General features: G+C 70.1%; 15 protein-coding genes and 3 tRNA genes. 9 read left to right on the forward strand and 9 right to left on the reverse strand.

What is annotated here, in order from left to right; translation table 11 throughout:
* Positions 1 to 19: 19 nt before the first annotated feature.
* Positions 20 to 104 (forward strand) — tRNA-Ser (locus RBH18_RS05885).
* A 63-nt stretch (positions 105 to 167) separates the two neighbouring features.
* Positions 168 to 944 (forward strand): TIGR02452 family protein, encoded by a 777-nt coding sequence (locus tag RBH18_RS05890; protein ID WP_306204909.1) that lies wholly within the window; start codon positions 168 to 170, stop codon positions 942 to 944.
* 400 nt (positions 945 to 1,344) lie between these two features.
* Here RBH18_RS05890 and lipB read toward each other — a convergent pair whose 3' ends face one another.
* The gene (gene lipB / locus RBH18_RS05895) at positions 1,345 to 1,977 is read right to left on the reverse strand and encodes a lipoyl(octanoyl) transferase LipB (RefSeq protein WP_306204910.1); all 633 of its coding nucleotides are present in this window, start codon (positions 1,975 to 1,977) and stop codon (positions 1,345 to 1,347) included.
* 889 nt (positions 1,978 to 2,866) lie between these two features.
* Between lipB and RBH18_RS05900 the strand changes: the two genes are divergently transcribed.
* A complete protein-coding gene (locus tag RBH18_RS05900; protein ID WP_306204911.1) occupies positions 2,867 to 3,190 on the forward strand; it encodes a C40 family peptidase in 324 nt (107 codons plus the stop codon).
* A 313-nt stretch (positions 3,191 to 3,503) separates the two neighbouring features.
* Positions 3,504 to 4,034, forward strand: coding sequence for a YbhB/YbcL family Raf kinase inhibitor-like protein (locus tag RBH18_RS05905; RefSeq protein ID WP_306204912.1), 531 nt, complete (start codon positions 3,504 to 3,506; stop codon positions 4,032 to 4,034).
* Positions 4,035 to 4,627: 593 nt separating this feature from the next.
* Here RBH18_RS05905 and RBH18_RS05910 read toward each other — a convergent pair.
* Both RBH18_RS05910 and RBH18_RS05915 read right to left on the reverse strand, forming a co-directional pair.
* On the reverse strand, positions 4,628 to 5,341 hold the full coding sequence (locus RBH18_RS05910; RefSeq protein WP_306204913.1) for a class I SAM-dependent methyltransferase: 714 nt from the start codon (positions 5,339 to 5,341) through the stop codon (positions 4,628 to 4,630).
* 379 nt (positions 5,342 to 5,720) lie between these two features.
* Positions 5,721 to 5,948, reverse strand: coding sequence for a hypothetical protein (locus tag RBH18_RS05915; protein WP_306204914.1), 228 nt, complete (start codon positions 5,946 to 5,948; stop codon positions 5,721 to 5,723).
* Between the two features lie 48 nt (positions 5,949 to 5,996).
* On the opposite strand from RBH18_RS05915, the gene RBH18_RS05920 reads away from it, so the two are divergent.
* On the forward strand, positions 5,997 to 7,577 hold the full coding sequence (locus RBH18_RS05920) for a hypothetical protein (protein ID WP_306204915.1): 1,581 nt from the start codon (positions 5,997 to 5,999) through the stop codon (positions 7,575 to 7,577).
* A 204-nt stretch (positions 7,578 to 7,781) separates the two neighbouring features.
* On the opposite strand, the gene RBH18_RS05925 is transcribed toward RBH18_RS05920, so the two are convergent.
* Positions 7,782 to 8,504, reverse strand: a complete 723-nt coding sequence (locus tag RBH18_RS05925) for a hypothetical protein (protein WP_306204916.1) — start codon at positions 8,502 to 8,504, stop codon at positions 7,782 to 7,784.
* Between the two features lie 392 nt (positions 8,505 to 8,896).
* Between RBH18_RS05925 and RBH18_RS05930 the strand changes: the two genes are divergently transcribed.
* Positions 8,897 to 10,432, forward strand: coding sequence for a peptide deformylase (locus tag RBH18_RS05930; protein ID WP_306204917.1), 1,536 nt, complete (start codon positions 8,897 to 8,899; stop codon positions 10,430 to 10,432).
* Here the strand turns inward: RBH18_RS05930 and RBH18_RS05935 are convergent.
* Positions 10,429 to 11,535, reverse strand: a complete 1,107-nt coding sequence (locus RBH18_RS05935; RefSeq protein WP_306204918.1) for a globin domain-containing protein — start codon at positions 11,533 to 11,535, stop codon at positions 10,429 to 10,431. The two genes, RBH18_RS05930 and RBH18_RS05935, sit on opposite strands and share 4 nt — an antisense overlap.
* A gap of 67 nt (positions 11,536 to 11,602) precedes the next feature.
* On the opposite strand from RBH18_RS05935, the gene RBH18_RS05940 reads away from it, so the two are divergent.
* On the forward strand, positions 11,603 to 12,382 hold the full coding sequence (locus RBH18_RS05940; RefSeq protein WP_306204919.1) for a CPBP family intramembrane glutamic endopeptidase: 780 nt from the start codon (positions 11,603 to 11,605) through the stop codon (positions 12,380 to 12,382).
* Here the strand turns inward: RBH18_RS05940 and RBH18_RS05945 are convergent.
* On the reverse strand, positions 12,337 to 13,512 hold the full coding sequence (locus tag RBH18_RS05945; RefSeq protein ID WP_306204920.1) for a hypothetical protein: 1,176 nt from the start codon (positions 13,510 to 13,512) through the stop codon (positions 12,337 to 12,339). The genes RBH18_RS05940 and RBH18_RS05945 overlap by 46 nt on opposite strands.
* Before the next feature lie 119 nt (positions 13,513 to 13,631).
* Between RBH18_RS05945 and RBH18_RS05950 the strand changes: the two genes are divergently transcribed.
* Both RBH18_RS05950 and RBH18_RS05955 read left to right on the forward strand, forming a co-directional pair.
* Positions 13,632 to 13,722 (forward strand) — tRNA-Ser (locus tag RBH18_RS05950).
* A gap of 51 nt (positions 13,723 to 13,773) precedes the next feature.
* Positions 13,774 to 13,849: transfer RNA gene (locus tag RBH18_RS05955), tRNA-Arg, on the forward strand.
* A 67-nt stretch (positions 13,850 to 13,916) separates the two neighbouring features.
* On the opposite strand, the gene RBH18_RS05960 is transcribed toward RBH18_RS05955, so the two are convergent.
* The 3 genes from RBH18_RS05960 to RBH18_RS05970 are packed head-to-tail and all read right to left on the reverse strand — an operon-like array spanning position 13,917 to position 17,097.
* Positions 13,917 to 15,164 (reverse strand): tyrosine-type recombinase/integrase, encoded by a 1,248-nt coding sequence (locus RBH18_RS05960; RefSeq protein WP_306204921.1) that lies wholly within the window; start codon positions 15,162 to 15,164, stop codon positions 13,917 to 13,919.
* Positions 15,161 to 15,361: a helix-turn-helix domain-containing protein gene (locus RBH18_RS05965; RefSeq protein WP_306204922.1), complete on the reverse strand. Its 201-nt coding sequence runs from the start codon at positions 15,359 to 15,361 to the stop codon at positions 15,161 to 15,163. The genes RBH18_RS05960 and RBH18_RS05965 overlap by 4 nt, the downstream gene beginning before the upstream one ends.
* A complete protein-coding gene (locus tag RBH18_RS05970) occupies positions 15,358 to 17,097 on the reverse strand; it encodes a replication initiator (RefSeq protein WP_306204931.1) in 1,740 nt (579 codons plus the stop codon). The genes RBH18_RS05965 and RBH18_RS05970 overlap by 4 nt, the downstream gene beginning before the upstream one ends.
* Positions 17,098 to 17,102 lie beyond the last annotated feature (5 nt).

Here is a 17,102-nt window from a genome sequence, read left to right on the forward strand (position 1 = left end):
AGTCCCGCCGCAGTTCCCGGGAGGGCTCGCCTAGTGGCCGATGGCGCCGGTCTTGAAAACCGGTATGGGGAAACTCATCGTGGGTTCGAATCCCACGCCCTCCGCTCTCACGCTCAGCTGAATATCCGGTGACCGAGGCGCCGCGCCCGGGCCATCATGGGCGCATCATGAGCAGCAGACTGAAGGCCATGGCCCGGGAGGCCGTGGAGATCGCCGAGCGCGGGTCCTACCGGGGTCCAGCCGGCGTGGAGATGCCGATCGACGCGGCGAGCGCCGTTGCCGGCACCCGGTTGTACGAGCCGGCGGACGCGCTGTCCCCGACCGGCTACGACGGGCCCACCGCGGTCGAGGTGACCGGCGAGTCCACTGTGGCGGCTGCGCGGCGGGTCGGCGGCGACGTGGCGGCGCTCGTCTTCGCGTCGGCGCGCAACCCCGGCGGCGGGTTCCTGAACGGGGCTCAGGCGCAGGAGGAGAGCATCGCGCGCAGCTCGGCGCTCTACCCGTGCCTGCTGGCGGCGCGCGAGTTCTACGAGTTCCACCGGGGGCACCCGGAGCTGACGTACTCCGATCGGGTCATCTACTCGCCGGGCGTACCCGTGTTCCGGGACGACCGGGGCGAGCTGCTGCCGGAGCCCTACCCGGTGTCCTTCCTCACCGCGGCCGCGCCCAATCTCGGGGCGATCCGGCGCAACCAGCCGCACCTGGCCGGGTCGGTGCCCGAGATCCTGCGCCGGCGGGCGGGCCGGGTGCTCGAGGTGGCGGCGGCGCACGGGCATCGGCGGATCGTGCTCGGGGCGTGGGGCTGCGGCGTGTTCGGCAACGACCCGGTGGTGGTCGCGCGGGCCTTCGCCGAGGCGCTGCGGGAGCGGCCGTTCGAGCGGGTGGTCTTCGCCGTGCTGGGTCCGAATCGGCCCGAGTTCGAGAGCGTGCTGGCGAGCCGTTGAGCCCGGGCTCGCCGGCCAGTGCGCCACAAGGGAGCCCTCCCAGGCTTGCGTGAGATGACGGACCATCAGGCCTTCGCACGCCGGCTGACCGCGTGGGCGGCCACCGAGGCGCCTCCTGCCGCGCGGCCACCGAGGCGCCTCCGGCCGCGCAGCCACCGAGGCGCCTCCGGCCGCGCATTCTTGAGCACGGCCGCCGCGACGGCGATCGGATGCGGGCGCTGCCGGTGGGGGTGCGGTTGCCCGCGGATCGGTCCAGCGCAGCTGCGCGTTAGATGGCGGGCGAGGTGCCGCGAGGGTCCGGGAGGTCGTGCCGTCGACGCGTTGTGGCGCCGACGAAACCGGCACGTGTCTCGGCGGCGGCCGGTTGCCCGCGCGCGCCGAGGTGCCGACGACGCGTGCCCTACCAGGCCTTCGTGAGGTGGCGGGCGAGGGTGTCGCGGATCTCGGGGTCGGGCGGCAGCGGCACGCCCTGGCGCTCGGACAGGCGGCGCAGGGAGGTCATCCGGACGTCGTCGAGGCCACAGGCGACGAACGTGTCGAAGACGGACAGGTCGGGGTCGATGTTGAGCGCGAAGCCGTGGCTGGTCACGCCGCCGCGGATGCGCATGCCGATCGAGACGAGCTTCTCCCCGTCCGGTGTCCACACGCCGACCAGACTGGGCGATCCCTTCGGCGTGTCGCGGCGCACGGTGGCGAAGCCGAGGTCGGCCAGCGCGGCGATCAGGGTCGTCTCCAGCCACCGGATGACGTCGCCGGGGCCGCGCTCGCGGAGGTTGAGCACCAGATAGCCGATCAGCTGCCCGGGGCCGTGATAGGTCGCGTGGCCGCCCCGGTCGGTGCGCACGGCGGGGATGCGGGCGAGATCGGCGGGCAGATCCGAGGCGGGCGTCGTGTGCCCGTACGTGATGATCGGCGGATGGCTCAGCAGGAACAGCCGGTCCGGAGCCCGCCCCGCCTGCCGCTCCGCCACCCAGCCCGCCATGCTCCGCAAGCCCTCGTCGTAGGGCACCTCACCGAGGTCGACGCGCTCCATCGCCCCAGTGTGCTCCGGGGTCGCCGGGCCGCCGCGTGTTCTTCGCCACGGGCGGCGGTCACATCACCCGGTCGATACCCCGGCAAAGTGTTTCCACCTGCGAGAACGGGGTACGCGCGGGCGCGCGAACGACGACTCGCGCCGCCCGGGGACGATCTCGAAATCGTCGGCGACACCGGGATGATTTTGCGTGTTCCGCCTTATCAAGGAGCGAACATGTGTTGGCATGGTCGACGGAATAACCCAATTTGCCCGGGTTCCCATTGTCGGCGGTCAACGGCTGACAACTGCGGCGGCCGATGTGGTCCGCCGCGAATGGGATTCGCGTGAGTGCCCCGGGCCGAACTCGGAGGCTTCGCTGTCCCGTCCGTCCTCCGGCCGTGTGCTGGCCGCCGGCGTTCTCGCGCTGGCCGTCGGTGTCCCGGCCCTCGAGCCCGTCGCCTCTCCCGCTGAGGCGCAGATCCCCCCGACCCACGCTGCCGACACCATCGAATTACCCCAGGTCGGCACGGTCGAACCACTTTTATCGCTTCGGGAGGAGCGACCCGCGTCACGAGCCGCGGTCCGGCGGGCGGTCCGGCAACCTGCCGCCGCCGCGCTGCGTGCGGCTCAGCGTCAAGTGCTGGCGGTACGGCGTGCGGAAGAGTCCCGCGCCGAAGCCCGGCAAGCGGCGCCCGGGCCCCAGGAAAATCAGCAGTCCGCGACTTTGCGCGCAATTGTCGAGCAGCGGGCCGCCCGGCTGGCCGAACGTAGAGCCGCCCTGGTGGCCGCCGCGAAACGCCGTGCCGCGGTCCCGTCCCGGCGCGTTCTGACCAGGCGTACGGTCGTCGCCCCGCAGCGAAAAGTGACAGTGCGCACACGTGCGGTTCCGCGCCGGCAGCCCACGGGGATGAGCGCGGTCCTGGCGTTCGCCCGTTCCCAGGTCGGCAAGCGGTACTCGGCCGGCGCCTCGGGGCCCAACTCGTTCGACTGCTCGGGCTTCACCAAGTCGGCGTACCGGCTCGTGGGTCTGCAGCTGCCGCACTCCTCGGGTGCGCAGGCTGCCCGGGCCCGGATGGTCTCGCGCTCCGCGGCCCGCCCGGGCGACCTGGTCGTCGGTCCGGGACACGTGGGGATCTACATGGGCGGGGGGATGATGATCGACGCCGGGAACTCGCGTACCGGGGTGGTCTACCGCAAGCTCTACCGGGGCCTGCACATCGAGCGCTTCTGAGGTCACCTCGCGGCGCCCGGAGAAAGGTCCGGATACGGCAGTCGGCACCCGCCCGGAGGCGGGTGCCGACTTGCCGGTCGTCCGGCGCTGGACGAACCTGTCACCACCGGGCACGGGGATCTCTGCCGCACGAACCCGGTCGGATGTCTGACATGACTATCTCCCGGCGCAAGCCCCGGGCCGCGCACCAGCTGTGCGTTTTCCCGCGCGGGTGTTGCCGCTCCGAAAGGCGCCCGACATCTCGGCTGGTTAGTCTCGGCTCGACCAGGGCAACTGGTCCGGACCGAACCATCAGTCGAGGAGGGCTGAACGCATGAGCCTGGAGCGTCCCACGGCACCGGATCCCTACGACCTCCTGCCGGCGGTGCCCGAGTTCACGGTCACCAGCACGGATGTGACCGACGGCCAGCAGCTCGACGAGCTGTACGTGCACACCAGCGTCGGCGGCAAGAACCTGTCCCCGCAGCTCGCCTGGTCCGGCTTCCCCGCCGAGACCCGGGGCTTCGTGGTGACCTGCTTCGACCCGGACGCCCCGACGGGCAGCGGCTTCTGGCACTGGGTGGTGGTCAACCTGCCGGCATCGGTCACCGAGCTGCCGCGCGGCGCCGACCCGCTGCCGGACGGCGCCTTCAGCATCCGGTCGGACTACGGCGACAGCGGGTACGGCGGTGCCGCCCCGCCGCCCGGAGACCGCCCCCACCGGTACGTCTTCGCGGTGCACGCCATCGACGTCGACCGGCTGGAGGTCGGTGAGGGCGCGACTCCGGCCTACGTCGGCTTCAACCTCGCGTTCCACACGCTGGCGCGCGCGACGATCCGGCCGACGTACCAGATCAAGGGCTGAGCCGGCGCACTCTCCGGGACCGCGCGGCGTCGCCGGATCACCGTGGTGACGCGCTCGCTCGGAAACCGGGACAATCCGGCCTTGCGGGGCCAGCAAGCGCCGCGAGCGAGCCCGCGATGCTCGCGAGCGAGCGCGAGCTGGCCGGCGCGCGGCCCGAAGCGGACCGGCGCAACCGCAGGCCGGGTGGCGCGGGGCGACAACGTGCCGGCCGCGCCCACGAGCTGACCGGCATCGACCGCGAGCCGGTCGACGCGCGCGGTCGCCAGATGTGCCGGCAACGCGCCGGGAAGAACGTGCCGGCAACGCGCCGGGAACGACGAAGCCCGCCGGCGGAACCGGCGGGCTTCGCGCTACTCACTACACACTCCTCGTCACCGCGGGGGCGCGAGCCGCGGTGCGGGGTCCTTGCCACCGGAGCAGGTCCGGGTGGTGCATCACCGAAGCGAGCCGCGGCGCGGGCCGTGGCGCGGGCCGTGGCGACCGCTGCCGATCAAGCCCGCCGGCGGCGACCGCTGCCGATCAACCGGGCGGCGGCGACGCTGCCGATCAGGCGAGCGTGACGACCACTGCCGGGCAGGCCGGGCGGCGACGGGTCAGCCGGGGACCTTCGCGACGACGAAGACCGACTGGCCGAACGGCGGCTTCATGATCGTCTCGGCGGCCTTGGTGACCGGGAGGACGAGCTTGTCGTAGAAGCTCACCATGCCGCCCTCCTTGGGGGCGAGCTTGAAGATGCTGGTCGCGCCGTAGTAGCCGATGAGGCCCAGGGCGTTCGCGTAGTGCAGCTTCTCGATGGTGAGGCCGGCCTCGGTCATCGCGGCGCGCATCGTCTTCTTCGTGTAGCGGCGGATGTGGCCCGTCGCGATGTCCACGTGGCTCATGGCGAACATGAAGGCCGGGACGATGAGGATGATCCGGCCGCCCGGGCGGACGAGCTCGGCCATGCTGCGCAGGGCGCCCACGTGGTCCTCGATGTGCTCGAGCACGTTGTAGGACACGGCGGCGCTGTATTCGCCGGCCGCGTCGGGCGCCGGCAGGAGCATCTGCCGGACGTCGATCTTCGGGTGGTCGGCCAGGCGCTCCTTGAGCTGCACCAGCCGGTCCGGGTCCGCCTCGGTGGCGGTGAAGTGCGGGACGTGCTCCGCCCAGGCCAGGGCGTAGTCACCGAGACCGCTGCCGATCTCGATCGGGTTCTCCCCCAGGTAGGGGATCGCGAGCTCGACGAACCAGCGGCGGTGGTTCACGGCCGTGGCGAGGCCTTCGAGCACTTCGGACTGGACCCTCTGGTCACCAGTGATGTCTGCCATAAGTGTGGTTCCCTCGTCTTGCCGATCCGAGCTGACAGCGGGACCGGACGAGTTAACCATCCGGCGCGCTCAACCGAAAGTTGAGCGGGGGGCAACCGCTTCATTTTTGCCTGATTGAGACATTGCCCCTCGGTGTACCCAACTTCTCTACCCATCATGCACGACGCGTGCGGCGTCCCGGTAAAAGCGGATCCATATCGGGTCGGTCACGCCTCGCCCGCCCGTCACTGCTCTGTTACCAACCTCGGTTAGGCTCGCCGTTGCTATGACGATTACGGGTATTGACTCGACAGGCCAGTCGCCGAAGCGCGGGGCCGCCGCCGAAGACCTGGATGCGGAGCTGGCCGCGCTGGAAAGCGATGTCTCGCTCGCGTCGGTCTCAGTCATACCCGTCGATGAGTCGCCGGCGCCCGCCGAGCCGCTCGCCGAGCCCGCCGCCGCGCCGCGGTTGCGGTGGTGGCGCACTCTCACCTGGCGAGATGCGCTCGCGATTGCCACCTTCATTGCGGTAGCACTGTTCCTGACGGCGCCGTTGTGGCTCAATCTTGATCATGAGTTGCGCGATGATCCGCAGGATCAGGCATTCTTCGAGTGGATGCTGGCGCACGGTGCGCGAGTAGTTACGGATGGCGTTTATCCGTTCTTCTCGGATCGCATGAATTACCCCGATGGGGTGAACATGATGGCCAACACCTCGGTGCTGGCCGTTTCCCTGCCGTTGACGCCCGTCACTGTGTTGTTCGGTCCGCATGTGTCGTTCAACGCGTTTCTCACTCTCGCGTTGGCAAGCACCGGCATCTCGTGGTATTTGGTGCTCTCCCGGCAGTTCGTGACCAGCCGGCTGGCGGCCTGGGTCGGCGCCCTGTTCGCGACTTTCGCGCCGAGCATGGTGTCGCACGCCGGCGGCCACCCCAACATCGTCTCCCAGTTCCTCGTGCCGCTGATCATCTGGCGGACGCTGGAGCTGCGCCGCCGCGGCCACGCGGTGCGCACCGGGCTGATCCTCGCCGGCCTCCTGGTCTGGCAGGCGTTCATCAACCTCGAGATCCTCTTCATGACCGCGGTCGGCCTCGGCATCTTCTGCGTCGTCATGGCGGTCGTCCGCCGGCGCCGCGAGCCGGGCGAGATCGTCGCCTTCCTCAAGGGGCTCGGCATCGCGGCCGGCGCCGCCCTCGCCGCGCTCGCCTACCCGTTGAGCGTGCAGTTCTTCGGGCCGCAGAGCTATCACGGGCTGCCCGAGTTCGTCCGCTACTTCGGGGCGGACCTCGGCTCCTTCACCGCGTACGCGCAGCAGTCCATCGCCGGCAACACGCTCACCGCGAGCCGCCTCGCCCAGAACGCCGCCGAGCAGAACGCGTTCTTCGGCTGGGGCCTGGTCATTCTCTTCCTCGGCCTGGTCGTGTGGATGCGCCGCCGCGCCGCGGTGCTGACGCTGGCCGGCCTCGCGATCTTCTTCGGCGCCATGTCGCTCGGCCCGACCATCACGCTCAACGGCGTGAGCACCGGCATCGCCGGACCGTGGTCGCTGCTGCACAGCGTGCCGGTGCTCAACTCGGCGGTGCCCACCCGCTGGGCCATGGCCATCGCCCCGGTCGTCGCCTTCGTCCTGGCCCTCGGCTGTCAGAAGGCCTCGGAGCTGATGCGGGACCAGACGGCTACCCGCGGCCCGGTGCGCATCGCCATGATGACCGCCGTCGCCATGGCGCTCGTGCCGCTGACGCCCACTCCGCTGCACACGGTGCAGATGGACCCGGTGCCGGAGTTCATCACCGCGGGCACCTGGAAGCAGTACGTGGACGACAACCACACCATGGTCGCCCTGCCGCTGCCCGACAGCTCCTACCCCGACCCGATGCGCTGGAGCGCCTACACCGGGCAGGACCTGCGGATCGTCAGCGGCTACGCGTTGCTGCCGAGCCAGAACCCGCTCGACCCGGACGACCGGTCCGCGGTCTTCGCCCCGGCGTGGCGGCCGACCAGCGGGCTCTTCGCCTCGATCAAGCAGGGCAACCCGACGCCCGAGATCACCGACACCCGGCGCGAGATGACCCTCGCCGACCTGCGCTACTGGAAGGCCGGCGTCGTCGTGCTGACCCCGCAGGTCCGCGACATCGAGATGCTGCGGGCGATGACGGACCTCCTGGGCTTCCAGCCGACCTGGACCGGCGGCGCCTGGGTCTGGAACGTCCGCGAGCTGGTCGACAACCCGGCCGCCACCCTCAGCGCCGCGCCCTGACCTCGGGTTTTGGTTTTTCGGGGTCTTGGATCACGCACGTGGCCCGGTGAGGCTTCGCGTTCTGGACGCGTCAGCGGCCAGCGGAGTCGCGCCGGGCACCTCGGCGTGAGCAGCGGTCTGTACCCCCGTCCAACCGCCCCGCCCTCCACCCGAACCGGACTGAAGGCTATCCCGCCCCATCGCTACGACATGCAGCTCTTGATCTTAGGCTTGTTTGATGCAGCAGCCCACGCACACCTTGGGCTTGGGCAGCGTGAAAGCCAGGCAGCACGTCTTGCGCTGCACATCCAGCTCGCCGGTGCGGCCGGGCACCAGCTCGATCAGATCCGCCACGCCGAGCGCACCCAGCAGTGACGCGATCTTCTCCGCCGACGAGCCGGCGGTCACGTCGGCCGAGCGCAGCACCGCGTAAGCCACCCCCGACGCGAGCGACCCCAGCAGCGGCCGCGCGCCCAGCCGCACCCGCGACTGGATCGCGTCGAGCATCGGCGTCAGGTGCTCGTCGAGCAGCGACCGGCGCAGCTCCGCCAGCAGCGCGCCCTCGTCCGGCGCGACCCGCACGTTGGGCAGGCCGCGCAGCGCCAGCGGGTCGGAGGGCAGCACCGCCACAGTCACCTCGGGGTGCATGCCGAGAGTGACCAACGGGCGCGGGTCGTCGAAGTGCATCAGCGCGTGCGAGCCGGTGAGCAGCGGCACCCGGCGGGCGGCGGCCCAGCCGAGGACGACCGGAAGCGCCAGCCAATAGGTGTAGGCCTTCCACGCCAGCGCGGCGGCCACATGCGGCTGGGCCTGCCAGCGGCGCTGCGAGATCTCCAGCAGCTTCTCGATCTCGGGGCCCGCGAAGGCCGCGGTCGGCATCCATCGAGAAGTGTCGTGCACCACAAGATCGGGAGCGAGGCCCGGAAGGGCCGTCGAGGTGCCGAACATCGCGCGGAGAGTGGCGGTGATGGGCGCCAGGGGTTCATCGGCGAACGCAGTGTGACCGGACGGCGACCGGTCGAGGGCCGTCGTCACCGGCTCAGGCCTCTCCGGTGCCCGCAGGCGTGCTGCAGATTCACCGTGCTCACCCCGTCCGTGTCCGCGTCGGGATCACCGTCGGTCCCGGTAACCCACCGTACCCTTCTAAGGCTAGCCTAACCATCCTCGCGGCCGAACCCGGACGGGTCTTTTTCGGACGAATACCCCTGGTCAGGATCACCTGACGGACAGTTGTCCCGTTGGGATGTTCGTCAAGAGATCTGTCGGCAACGCGCTACTACCCCCATGCGGACAGCGGAAGGCAGGACACTGAGATTCCTGTCGCAAAGGGGACATCCGTGATGACCACCTCGCCTGTCGAGAGGGCCGCCGACCAGTTCGTGACGGCGCTTGCGCAATGGCGGGTCGAGCGCGGGATGACAAAGAAGCAGCTCGCCGCCCGTATGGGCTTCGACCCCTCCTACGTCAGCCACGTCGAGGGACGGCGGCACAAACCGACCGAGGACTTTGCCCGCCGGGCCGAGGCCGTGCTGGCCGCCGGCGGCGTGATCTGGCAGCGTTTCCAGGAGTACGACGAGCTGCGGCACGCCCGCGGCCCGGCGCTCCACCGCGACCCGCCCGTGCCGGTGCAGTGGATGCCGCCCGGCACCGGGCTCATCGTCGAGCAGGAGATCGCCGAGCTCACCTACACCAACGGCGCCTACCGCTGCCGCATCCGCCGCGCGCTCTACAACGCGGGCGTCGAGCCGGTCACGCGCTATCTCGTCAAGATCGCGGTGGACCGCTACCCGCACGATCCGGCGGGCTCCAACCGGCATCACCGGCAGCACCCGCTCAGCTTCGACGAGATGGACCTGCGCGCGGTCGCCGGCGAGGGCGAGGCCGCCGAGCCGATGCACTGGCGGCTCAAGCTCGACCGCGACGCCGCGAAGGAGGTCTGGCTGCTCTTCGCCAACGACCACGGCCAGTTCCCGCTCTATCCGGGCCAGCGCACGACGATCGAGTACGCGTACACGGTCGGCGAGGAGAAATGGGGGCAGTGGTTCCAGCGGGCCGTCCGGCTGCCCACGCGCAACCTGACCGTGCGGCTGGACTTCCCGGTCGAGTTCGAGCCCCAGGTGTGGGGGGTGGAGACCTCGCTCGCGGCGGAGGTTCCCGTCCGTACGCCCCTGGAGCGCCGAGACGACGACCGGCGCGCCGTCTTCGAGTGGTCCACGGACGCGCCGCTGCTCAACGCCCGCTACCGCCTCGAGTGGCGGTTCCGGGGCGAGAGTGCCCCGCGCAACGGCACGACCCTCAAGACCGGCGTCAACGGGCACTCGCTGCGCGCCAGTCACCGGATGCGCGGGATCGGCATCGTGCAGCGCGGCTCCGACCTGCTGCGGCAGCGCGCCCGGCACTTCCAGCTGCCCCGCGAGGAGTCCGGCGCCCGGGAGGCGGTGGCCGCCCTGCGCGTCACCCTCGACCGGCTCGAGGACGTCCACGACTTCAGCAAGGGGGTCGGGCTGGCTGCGCCGCAGATCGGCCTGGCGGTCGCCGCGATCGTGGTACGCCCGCCCGAGCGCGGCTTCGATCCCGTGGTCCTGCTCAACCCGCGCGTCGTCGACGAGTCCGCCGAGACCGACGAGCAGTACGAGGGCTGCCTGTCGTTCTTCGACTACCGGGGACTGGTCCCGAGGCCGCTGCGCGTCGACGTCGAGCACGCCCGCTACGACGGCACCCGGGTCATCACCTCCTTCGAGCTGGCCATGGCGCGCCTGGTCAGCCACGAGATCGACCACCTGGAGGGCCGCCTGTACGTGGACCGGATGGCCCCGGACGCGACGCTCGTGCCCGTCGAGGAGTACCGGCAGACCGGACAGCCCTGGGCATACTAGGTAAAGCTGTCGTACTTGATGCGGACCGGCGGCACCTGCAGCTCGGCGAGCGTCCGGAGGGTCGCCTTGACCATCGCGCCGGAGCCCGAGACGAAGAAGTCGTGCTCGTTCCACGGGCCGTAACGGGCGACGACGTCCGAGATGTTGCCCTGTTCGCCGGGGAAGGACGGGTCCTCGCTGCACGCGGTCACCACCGACAGCCACGGGTAGCGGGCGGCCAGGCGGTTCAGGGCCGGCAGGTCGTAGAGGTCGTCGCGGTGCTTGGCGCCGACGAAGACGTGCACCCAGCGGGTCCGGTTGTAGCGGGTCAGCTCCTCCAGCAGCGACTTGATCGGGGCGAGCCCGGTGCCCCCGGCGACGAAGACCGCGTCCCGGGTCGAGCGGCGGTCGAGGTTCATGGTGCCCATGGGTGCCGCCAGCCGGACCATGTCGCCCACCTCGAGGCGGCGCACCAGCGCGCTCGAGACCCAGCCGGCGCCGATCGCGCGTACGTGGAACTCCAGTGAGTTGTCCCGCCGGGGCGCGTTGGCGGGTGAGTAGGTGCGCCACAGCCGGGGCTGGATGCGCGAGCACTCCAGGCTCAGGTACTGGCCGGCGCGGAACTCGAGCGGTTGCAACGGCTTCACGGTGAAGACGGCGATGTCATGACCGCGGCGTTCGTGCGCGACCACCTCGGCGTACCAGTAGGGCGGGTTGGTGTCCGCCGCGGCGCCGGCCAGCATCTTCTCGGCGATCTTCGTGTACGCGTCGGTCCACGCCTGGTCGTACTCGACGCACCAGTGCTCGCCGCCGTGCTCGCGCAGCGCCTCGATCAGCGTCCGGCCGACGATTTCGTAGTGCTCCGGTTCCACGTGGAACTTGCGGTGGTCCCGGCCGAGGCCGCGCAGGTACTCGTCGAAGCGCTCCGGGTCCTCCAGCGTCTGCACGGAGGTGATCAATGCCTGGAGCAGCCGGGCCCGCTGGCCGTCCATGTGTACGGGAAACAGCTCGCGCAGCTCGGGCCGGGTCAGGAAGAGACGCGCGTAGAAGTAGCCCGCGACCTTGTCCTGGTGCTCCTCGACGAGGGTCCAGCTCTCCTTGAGCAAGCGTCCGAGGTCTCCCATCTCCTCACCATGGGGACCTCGCCCGCCGCGCCATCGCACGGCCGGTGCGACGATCTAATGTTGTTCCGTGTCGATGACCCTGGACCGCCCGTCCGCGACCCGCACGGAGCTGCGCTGGGAGCTCGCGATCGTGCTGCTGCTGTCGCTCGGCCAGTCCGCGGTCTATTCCGTCGTGTCCCTCGTGGCGAAGCTCACCGCCCCCGGCGGACTCGCCAACCAGGCGGCGGTGCTCAACCAGTCCCGGTCGACGCGCGTCTATCTCGACCTCACCTACCAGCTGCTCGACATCGTGTTCGCGCTGATCCCGGTCCTGCTGGCGCTCTATCTGCTGCATCGCGACCGGCTCTCCCCCTTCCGTACGCTGGGGATCGACTTCCGGCGCCCGGCCACCGACCTGGGGTGGGGCACCGGACTCGCCGCCGGCATCGGGCTTCCCGGCCTGCTCCTCGTGTACGCCGCCGCGCAGCTCGGCCTCAACGCCCAGATCGTGCCCGCCGCGTTGCAGCCGGTCTGGTGGGCGGTGCCGGTGCTCGTGCTCTCGGCCGTCCAGAACGCCGTCCTCGAGGAGGTCATCGTCGTCGGCTACGTGGTGACCCGGCTCCGCCAGCTGGGCTGGCGCCTCTGGTGGGTGGTCGCCGCGAGCTCGGTGCTGCGCGGCTCCTACCACCTCTACCAGGGCTTCGGCGCGTTCGTGGGCAACGCGGTGATGGGCGTCGTGTTCTCGCTCTTCTTCCTGCGCAAGGGTCGCGTGATGCCGCTGATCGTGGCGCACACCTTGCTCGATGTGGTGGCCTTCGTCGGCTACACGCTCGTGCCGTCGGACTGGCTGGACTGGCTCCTGAAGTAGAGCGTCGCGCGGGCGGCGCTCGTGCGGACCGCGGCGCGGCTCGTGAGACACGCGGCGAGCAGGCTCGTGCCCGGGAAGACGCGGTTGACCAGTCGCAGGGCAGCCCAGCCGCCGGCCTGCGCGACGACCATCCGGCCCAGGCGCCAGGCGGCGTCCGTCAGGCCCGTGTTCTCGTACGTGTACTCCCGTGCCGAGGCGAGCGCCGCCACCGCGTCCTCCGCGCTCGGGTGCACCCGGCTGAGCACGAGCAGGTCGACCGCGCGGGCCTCGTCGGCCGGATCGAGCCCGTACGCCGCCGCCACGTGCAGGCACAGCTCGGCCTGGGTGTACGCAGCCGCGCCGAGCAGGGCGGGAGGTGCGTAGGAACCGGCCACGGCGGCGAACACGCTGCTCGCCGTGCCGAACCGGGTGAACCGCTCCACGGCCAGCCGCGCGATCCCGTCCGGCGTCGCGGTGGGGTAGGCCTCCCGCACGCCCTTCGCCCACTCGGCGGCGGCCGGGCCCAGCGACTGGACGGCCGCCAGCGCGAGCAACTCGGGAGAGTGACCCGGATCGGCGAGCAGCCGGGCCCACGCCTCGGTCCGCTCGGCCGGCTCGGGGGCCGGGGTGCGCTGGGCGGGCAGAATCGGCGCCGGCTCGTCCGGAACCGTCTCCATCGTCGGAGCGACAACGGCCGGCGCCACCTCGGCGACGGCCCGCTTCACCGCCCGCTTCGGTGTTGCCTTCGTCACCCCCGAGCCCGCCGTCGCCGCCTCCGGTGTCGGGCCTGGTGTCGTCTTCGTCGCCGCGGGTGAGGACTTCTTGACCGGCTTTGTGGCCTTCGTCACTGCCTTCTTGGCCGGAGTCGCCTTCGCGGGCGCCTCCCCGGTCGCCGGCGCCGCCTTCTCCGCCGGGCGCTCGACCCTCGGCGCCGCCTTCTTCGCCGGCGCGCGCTTCCGGGGCGGGCTCTGGGGAGCGACCGGCTCCCCGGTCCCCGCGGACGCCCCGGCGGCGTCACCGGCCGGCGGCTGGAAGGTCACCGAAGGCGCCGCCCGCCGCCCCGGCGACCCGGAAGGTTCGGCCTGCTCAGGGGTGCTGAACGAGGGCCGAGGCGGGCGCGGCGGGCGCGGCGTGGGCGGGTTGTCCTCCATGCCTCGCGAGCCTAGCCCCAAACCCGCCCCGTCACCCCTCGAGCAACACGGTGCATACCTGTTTGAACGCCCCTCGGCCCGTCCGGTATCCTCGTGGATCGGTGGCCCCGCGTCACCGAGGAGACTTCGCCTAGTCTGGTCTATGGCGCCGCACTGCTAATGCGGTTGGGGTTTTAAAGCCCCTCCCGGGTTCGAATCCCGGAGTCTCCGCGGTCTGAGCCAGTGTGTATGCTGGCAAAGCACCAAGCGCGAGAGCGTGAAGCGCCCGTAGCTCAATGGATAGAGCATCTGACTACGGATCAGAAGGTTAGGGGTTCGAGTCCCTTCGGGCGCACCAGCAAGGAAAGGCCCTCCACCAGCCACAACGGCGAGGTGGAGGGCCTTTCTCATATCTGGCTTCCGGTTCATGCAGCGCCGCGGGAGCCACGCTGGGAGCCACCAGGATTGTGGGAGCCAATCTGGCTCCCGCTCGCCCTGAACAGCGCACGAGACATCAGCTCGGCTGCCGATCGTCGGCCCGCCTCCAACAGGTGACCGTAGACATCCTTCGTGATGGCAATCGACGTATGCCCGAGCACCTCTGAGACCACGTGCAACTCAGTGCCTTGGGCGAGCATCAGCGAGGCGCCCGAGTGGCGCAGCTCGTGCGGGTGCCAGTGACCGAGACCGGCCCGCTCGCAGAGCGAGGAGAAGCGGTGCGAGAAGTTGTCCGGATCCATCGGCGTGCCCACTTCGCTCGGAAAGATCAGCCCATGATCCTGCCAGGCATCGGCGGCCGCAGCCCTCTCCTCGGCTTGGACCGCGCGATGCCGGCGAAGCAACGCGATCAACTCCGGGGTTAGGTACAGGGTGCGGCGAGACTTACGGGTCTTGAGCTCGCTCACGACCAGCTTCGTAAGACGAGCGTTAGGCCGTTCGTCGTGCGTCTTGATGCGCTTGACGCTGTGCGTGACCAGGAGCGTCCCCTCGTCCCAATTCAGCCGATCCCAGTACAGCCCCAGCGCCTCACCTCGGCGCATCCCATACGCCAGCAGGAGTGTTACGAGCGCTTCCCTCCGCTCCCCGCGGACGGCGGTCAAGAGCGCCTGAGCCTGGTCAAGGGTTAGCGTTCTGCCCTCCTTCGCGGAGAGGCGGGGTGCTGCCGACAGAGCGGCGACGTTGCGCGAGACCAAGCCCTCCCTCTCGGCTTGCCCTAGGGCCTTCCGCAAAACTGTGCGCATGATCCGGATGCTGTTCGAGCTGTAGCCGGCTTCTCGCTTGGCCTGCCAAAGTTGGTCGCACTCGCGCACGGTCAGCTTGGTCAACTTCTTCCGGCCGAGGCCCGGCCGTAGATGCAATCTGACCGTGTCGTCGTAGTCATCCAATGTCGACGGCCCGACCTGTCCAGGCAGGTTGACCAGAAGCCAGCGGTCGAAGAAGTCACCGACCGACAGGCGGTCATCAGCTGGTGGGAGGCCCGCATCGAGCTGTTCGCGTAGCTTGCGAAGCTTCTGCACGACCTCGTCGCGCGTCGCTCCGGACACCTTCTTGCGCAGCCGCTTCCCGTCCGGCCCGAATCCGAGAGACACCGCCCCACGCCAACGGTCCCCGTCGCGATAGATCGAGTCCTCGCCTTGCCCGCGACGTGCCCTCGGCCGTTTCGCCTCGCTCATGCGGCCTGCTCCTGTTCGAGCTGCCGAACGAATTCCGCCAAGGCGGTTGCGGGGATGCGACGAAGCCCACCGACCTTGACTGAGCGGAGTTGGCCCGAGCGCATCAGCCCGTAGACCACCGTTCGCCCCATCGACAGCGCTTCCGCGGCCTGCTCCGGCCGCAGCAATACGAGTTCCACCTTCGCCTGCACGCTCACGCCGCCTCTCCCTGGGCATTGGCCAGAAGATTGGATGACCGAGGCGGGTCGGCTCTCCCCCGCCGGCGGGCTACATCGAGTTGCCCCCTCCGCTGAATGCGCTGGCTGACCATGCGCAGAAGCCGGTGTTGTAGCGGCGGAAGGTCACGGTCATCAGGCCGGGCTAACTCCCAGGCGAAAGGCGATGCGCCCTGCGCGGTGGCCGCTTCCTCGCTCACACCGAGGAGTGCCTTCACCCAGGCGTGTGCGTCTGCTCGGTGGTCGGCGAGCGTTTTGCCGGACCAGTCGCGGGAGACCAGGACGCGCCGGCCACCCATGCCTAGGGTGGTCTTTTGGTGGACCTTGCCCTTGCACAGGCCAGGGCGTAGCCGGCCGTGAGCCTTCTTCGGTTGGATGCCGTAGAGCAGCCAGTTCGCGCAGCGATCCGAGCAGGGCGTGCGTCGAAGTTCGGCCCAGAGCCGGTCGAGGTGATCACGTTGCGGGTCGCTGGTGGTTTCGTGGCAGTCGGCCGCGGACTTCGTGACGTATTTGGTGATGTAGCCGATGGTGCGGGTCGCGTCCCGGCTGCCGGCCGAAACACCTTTGGCCTTGACCTGTGGTCCGAACCTGACCACGTGTGCGGGCTCGCTATCGGGGTCGTCGTCGAGCGCGTCCAAGGCCTCGCCCCAGGTCGATAGTGGCAGGTTCGTGGTCGCGTCGATCCAGGTCTTACCGTCCCACTGAGGGACGCAGCTCGGTGTGTCAGCCGCCGGCCACCACACCTGGTGATATGTAGCGGCGGCGACGCGTTCGAGCATGCTGCGTGGGATCGTGCCGCGAATGGCGAAGTGCGCATGCGGTGCACGGCGTCGTTGCGGCTCAACGCATCCGGCGTATTGGACGTTCCAGCCGACCGCGCGTCGCAAGTTCTGCCAGTAGCGGTCGAGCAGCCGCGGGAAGTGGACGGCGTCCCAGGCGGCGCGCCGGTAGTCATAGGTGGCGGGGTTGACCGGCGTGCCGAGCAGCGGATCATCTTGATTGTGCTGGCGGTGACAGGCGCAGGGCCGCCCGGCGTAGCTGAAGTGAACAGGACCGTAGCTGTCGAGGGTCAGCGTCAACCACATGGAGGGCTGGTGAGTGGTGCCGTCACTGCCGACGTAGGTACGTCCGACGGTGCGTGGCTGCACCTTCTGGCGTGGCAGGTCGGGGACGTCCTGACGTCGTCGGGTCGACCGCTTACGCCGAGGACGGTCACTGTCTTCTGTGCCGTCATCCTCGACGTTCGTATGGGGCGGACTGATCCGGCCGCGCAGACCTTCCTCGGCGATCGCGCCCTCTACGTCGAGAATGGCCATGTCGAGGTCAGCAACCTGGTCCCACTCGGCGTCGCGCTCGGCTGCGGCGCGGTAATACTCGAAATGAGCCCGCAGCGTGATCAGTGCCCGCTGCTCCTCGGTTGCGGGGCCCGGTGCAGGAAGCGGTTCGTCGGTGCGGTGCCAGCCCTCGCGGATTTGCACTTGCCGGAAGTGGCGAGCGCGTCTCGCGCATGGTGGGCATTTCGCTTCGAGAGTGGCGCCGCACGGCAGGTCGATCAGTTCCGTCTGTCCCGTGGCAAGATCGGTGCGGCGCAGAGCAATCGGGCGGATGCAGACGCCGTGGTCGGTGGCCAACTGCTTCAGGGCGTCGATGGCGCGCGGCATGGCGAGGCGCGCAGCCCGCGAGCCAGGTCTCGACGCGGGTTCGAGGGAGATGGTCATCGGGT

This window comes from Actinoplanes oryzae (genome assembly GCF_030757795.1).
Lineage (GTDB): Bacteria > Actinomycetota > Actinomycetes > Mycobacteriales > Micromonosporaceae > Actinoplanes.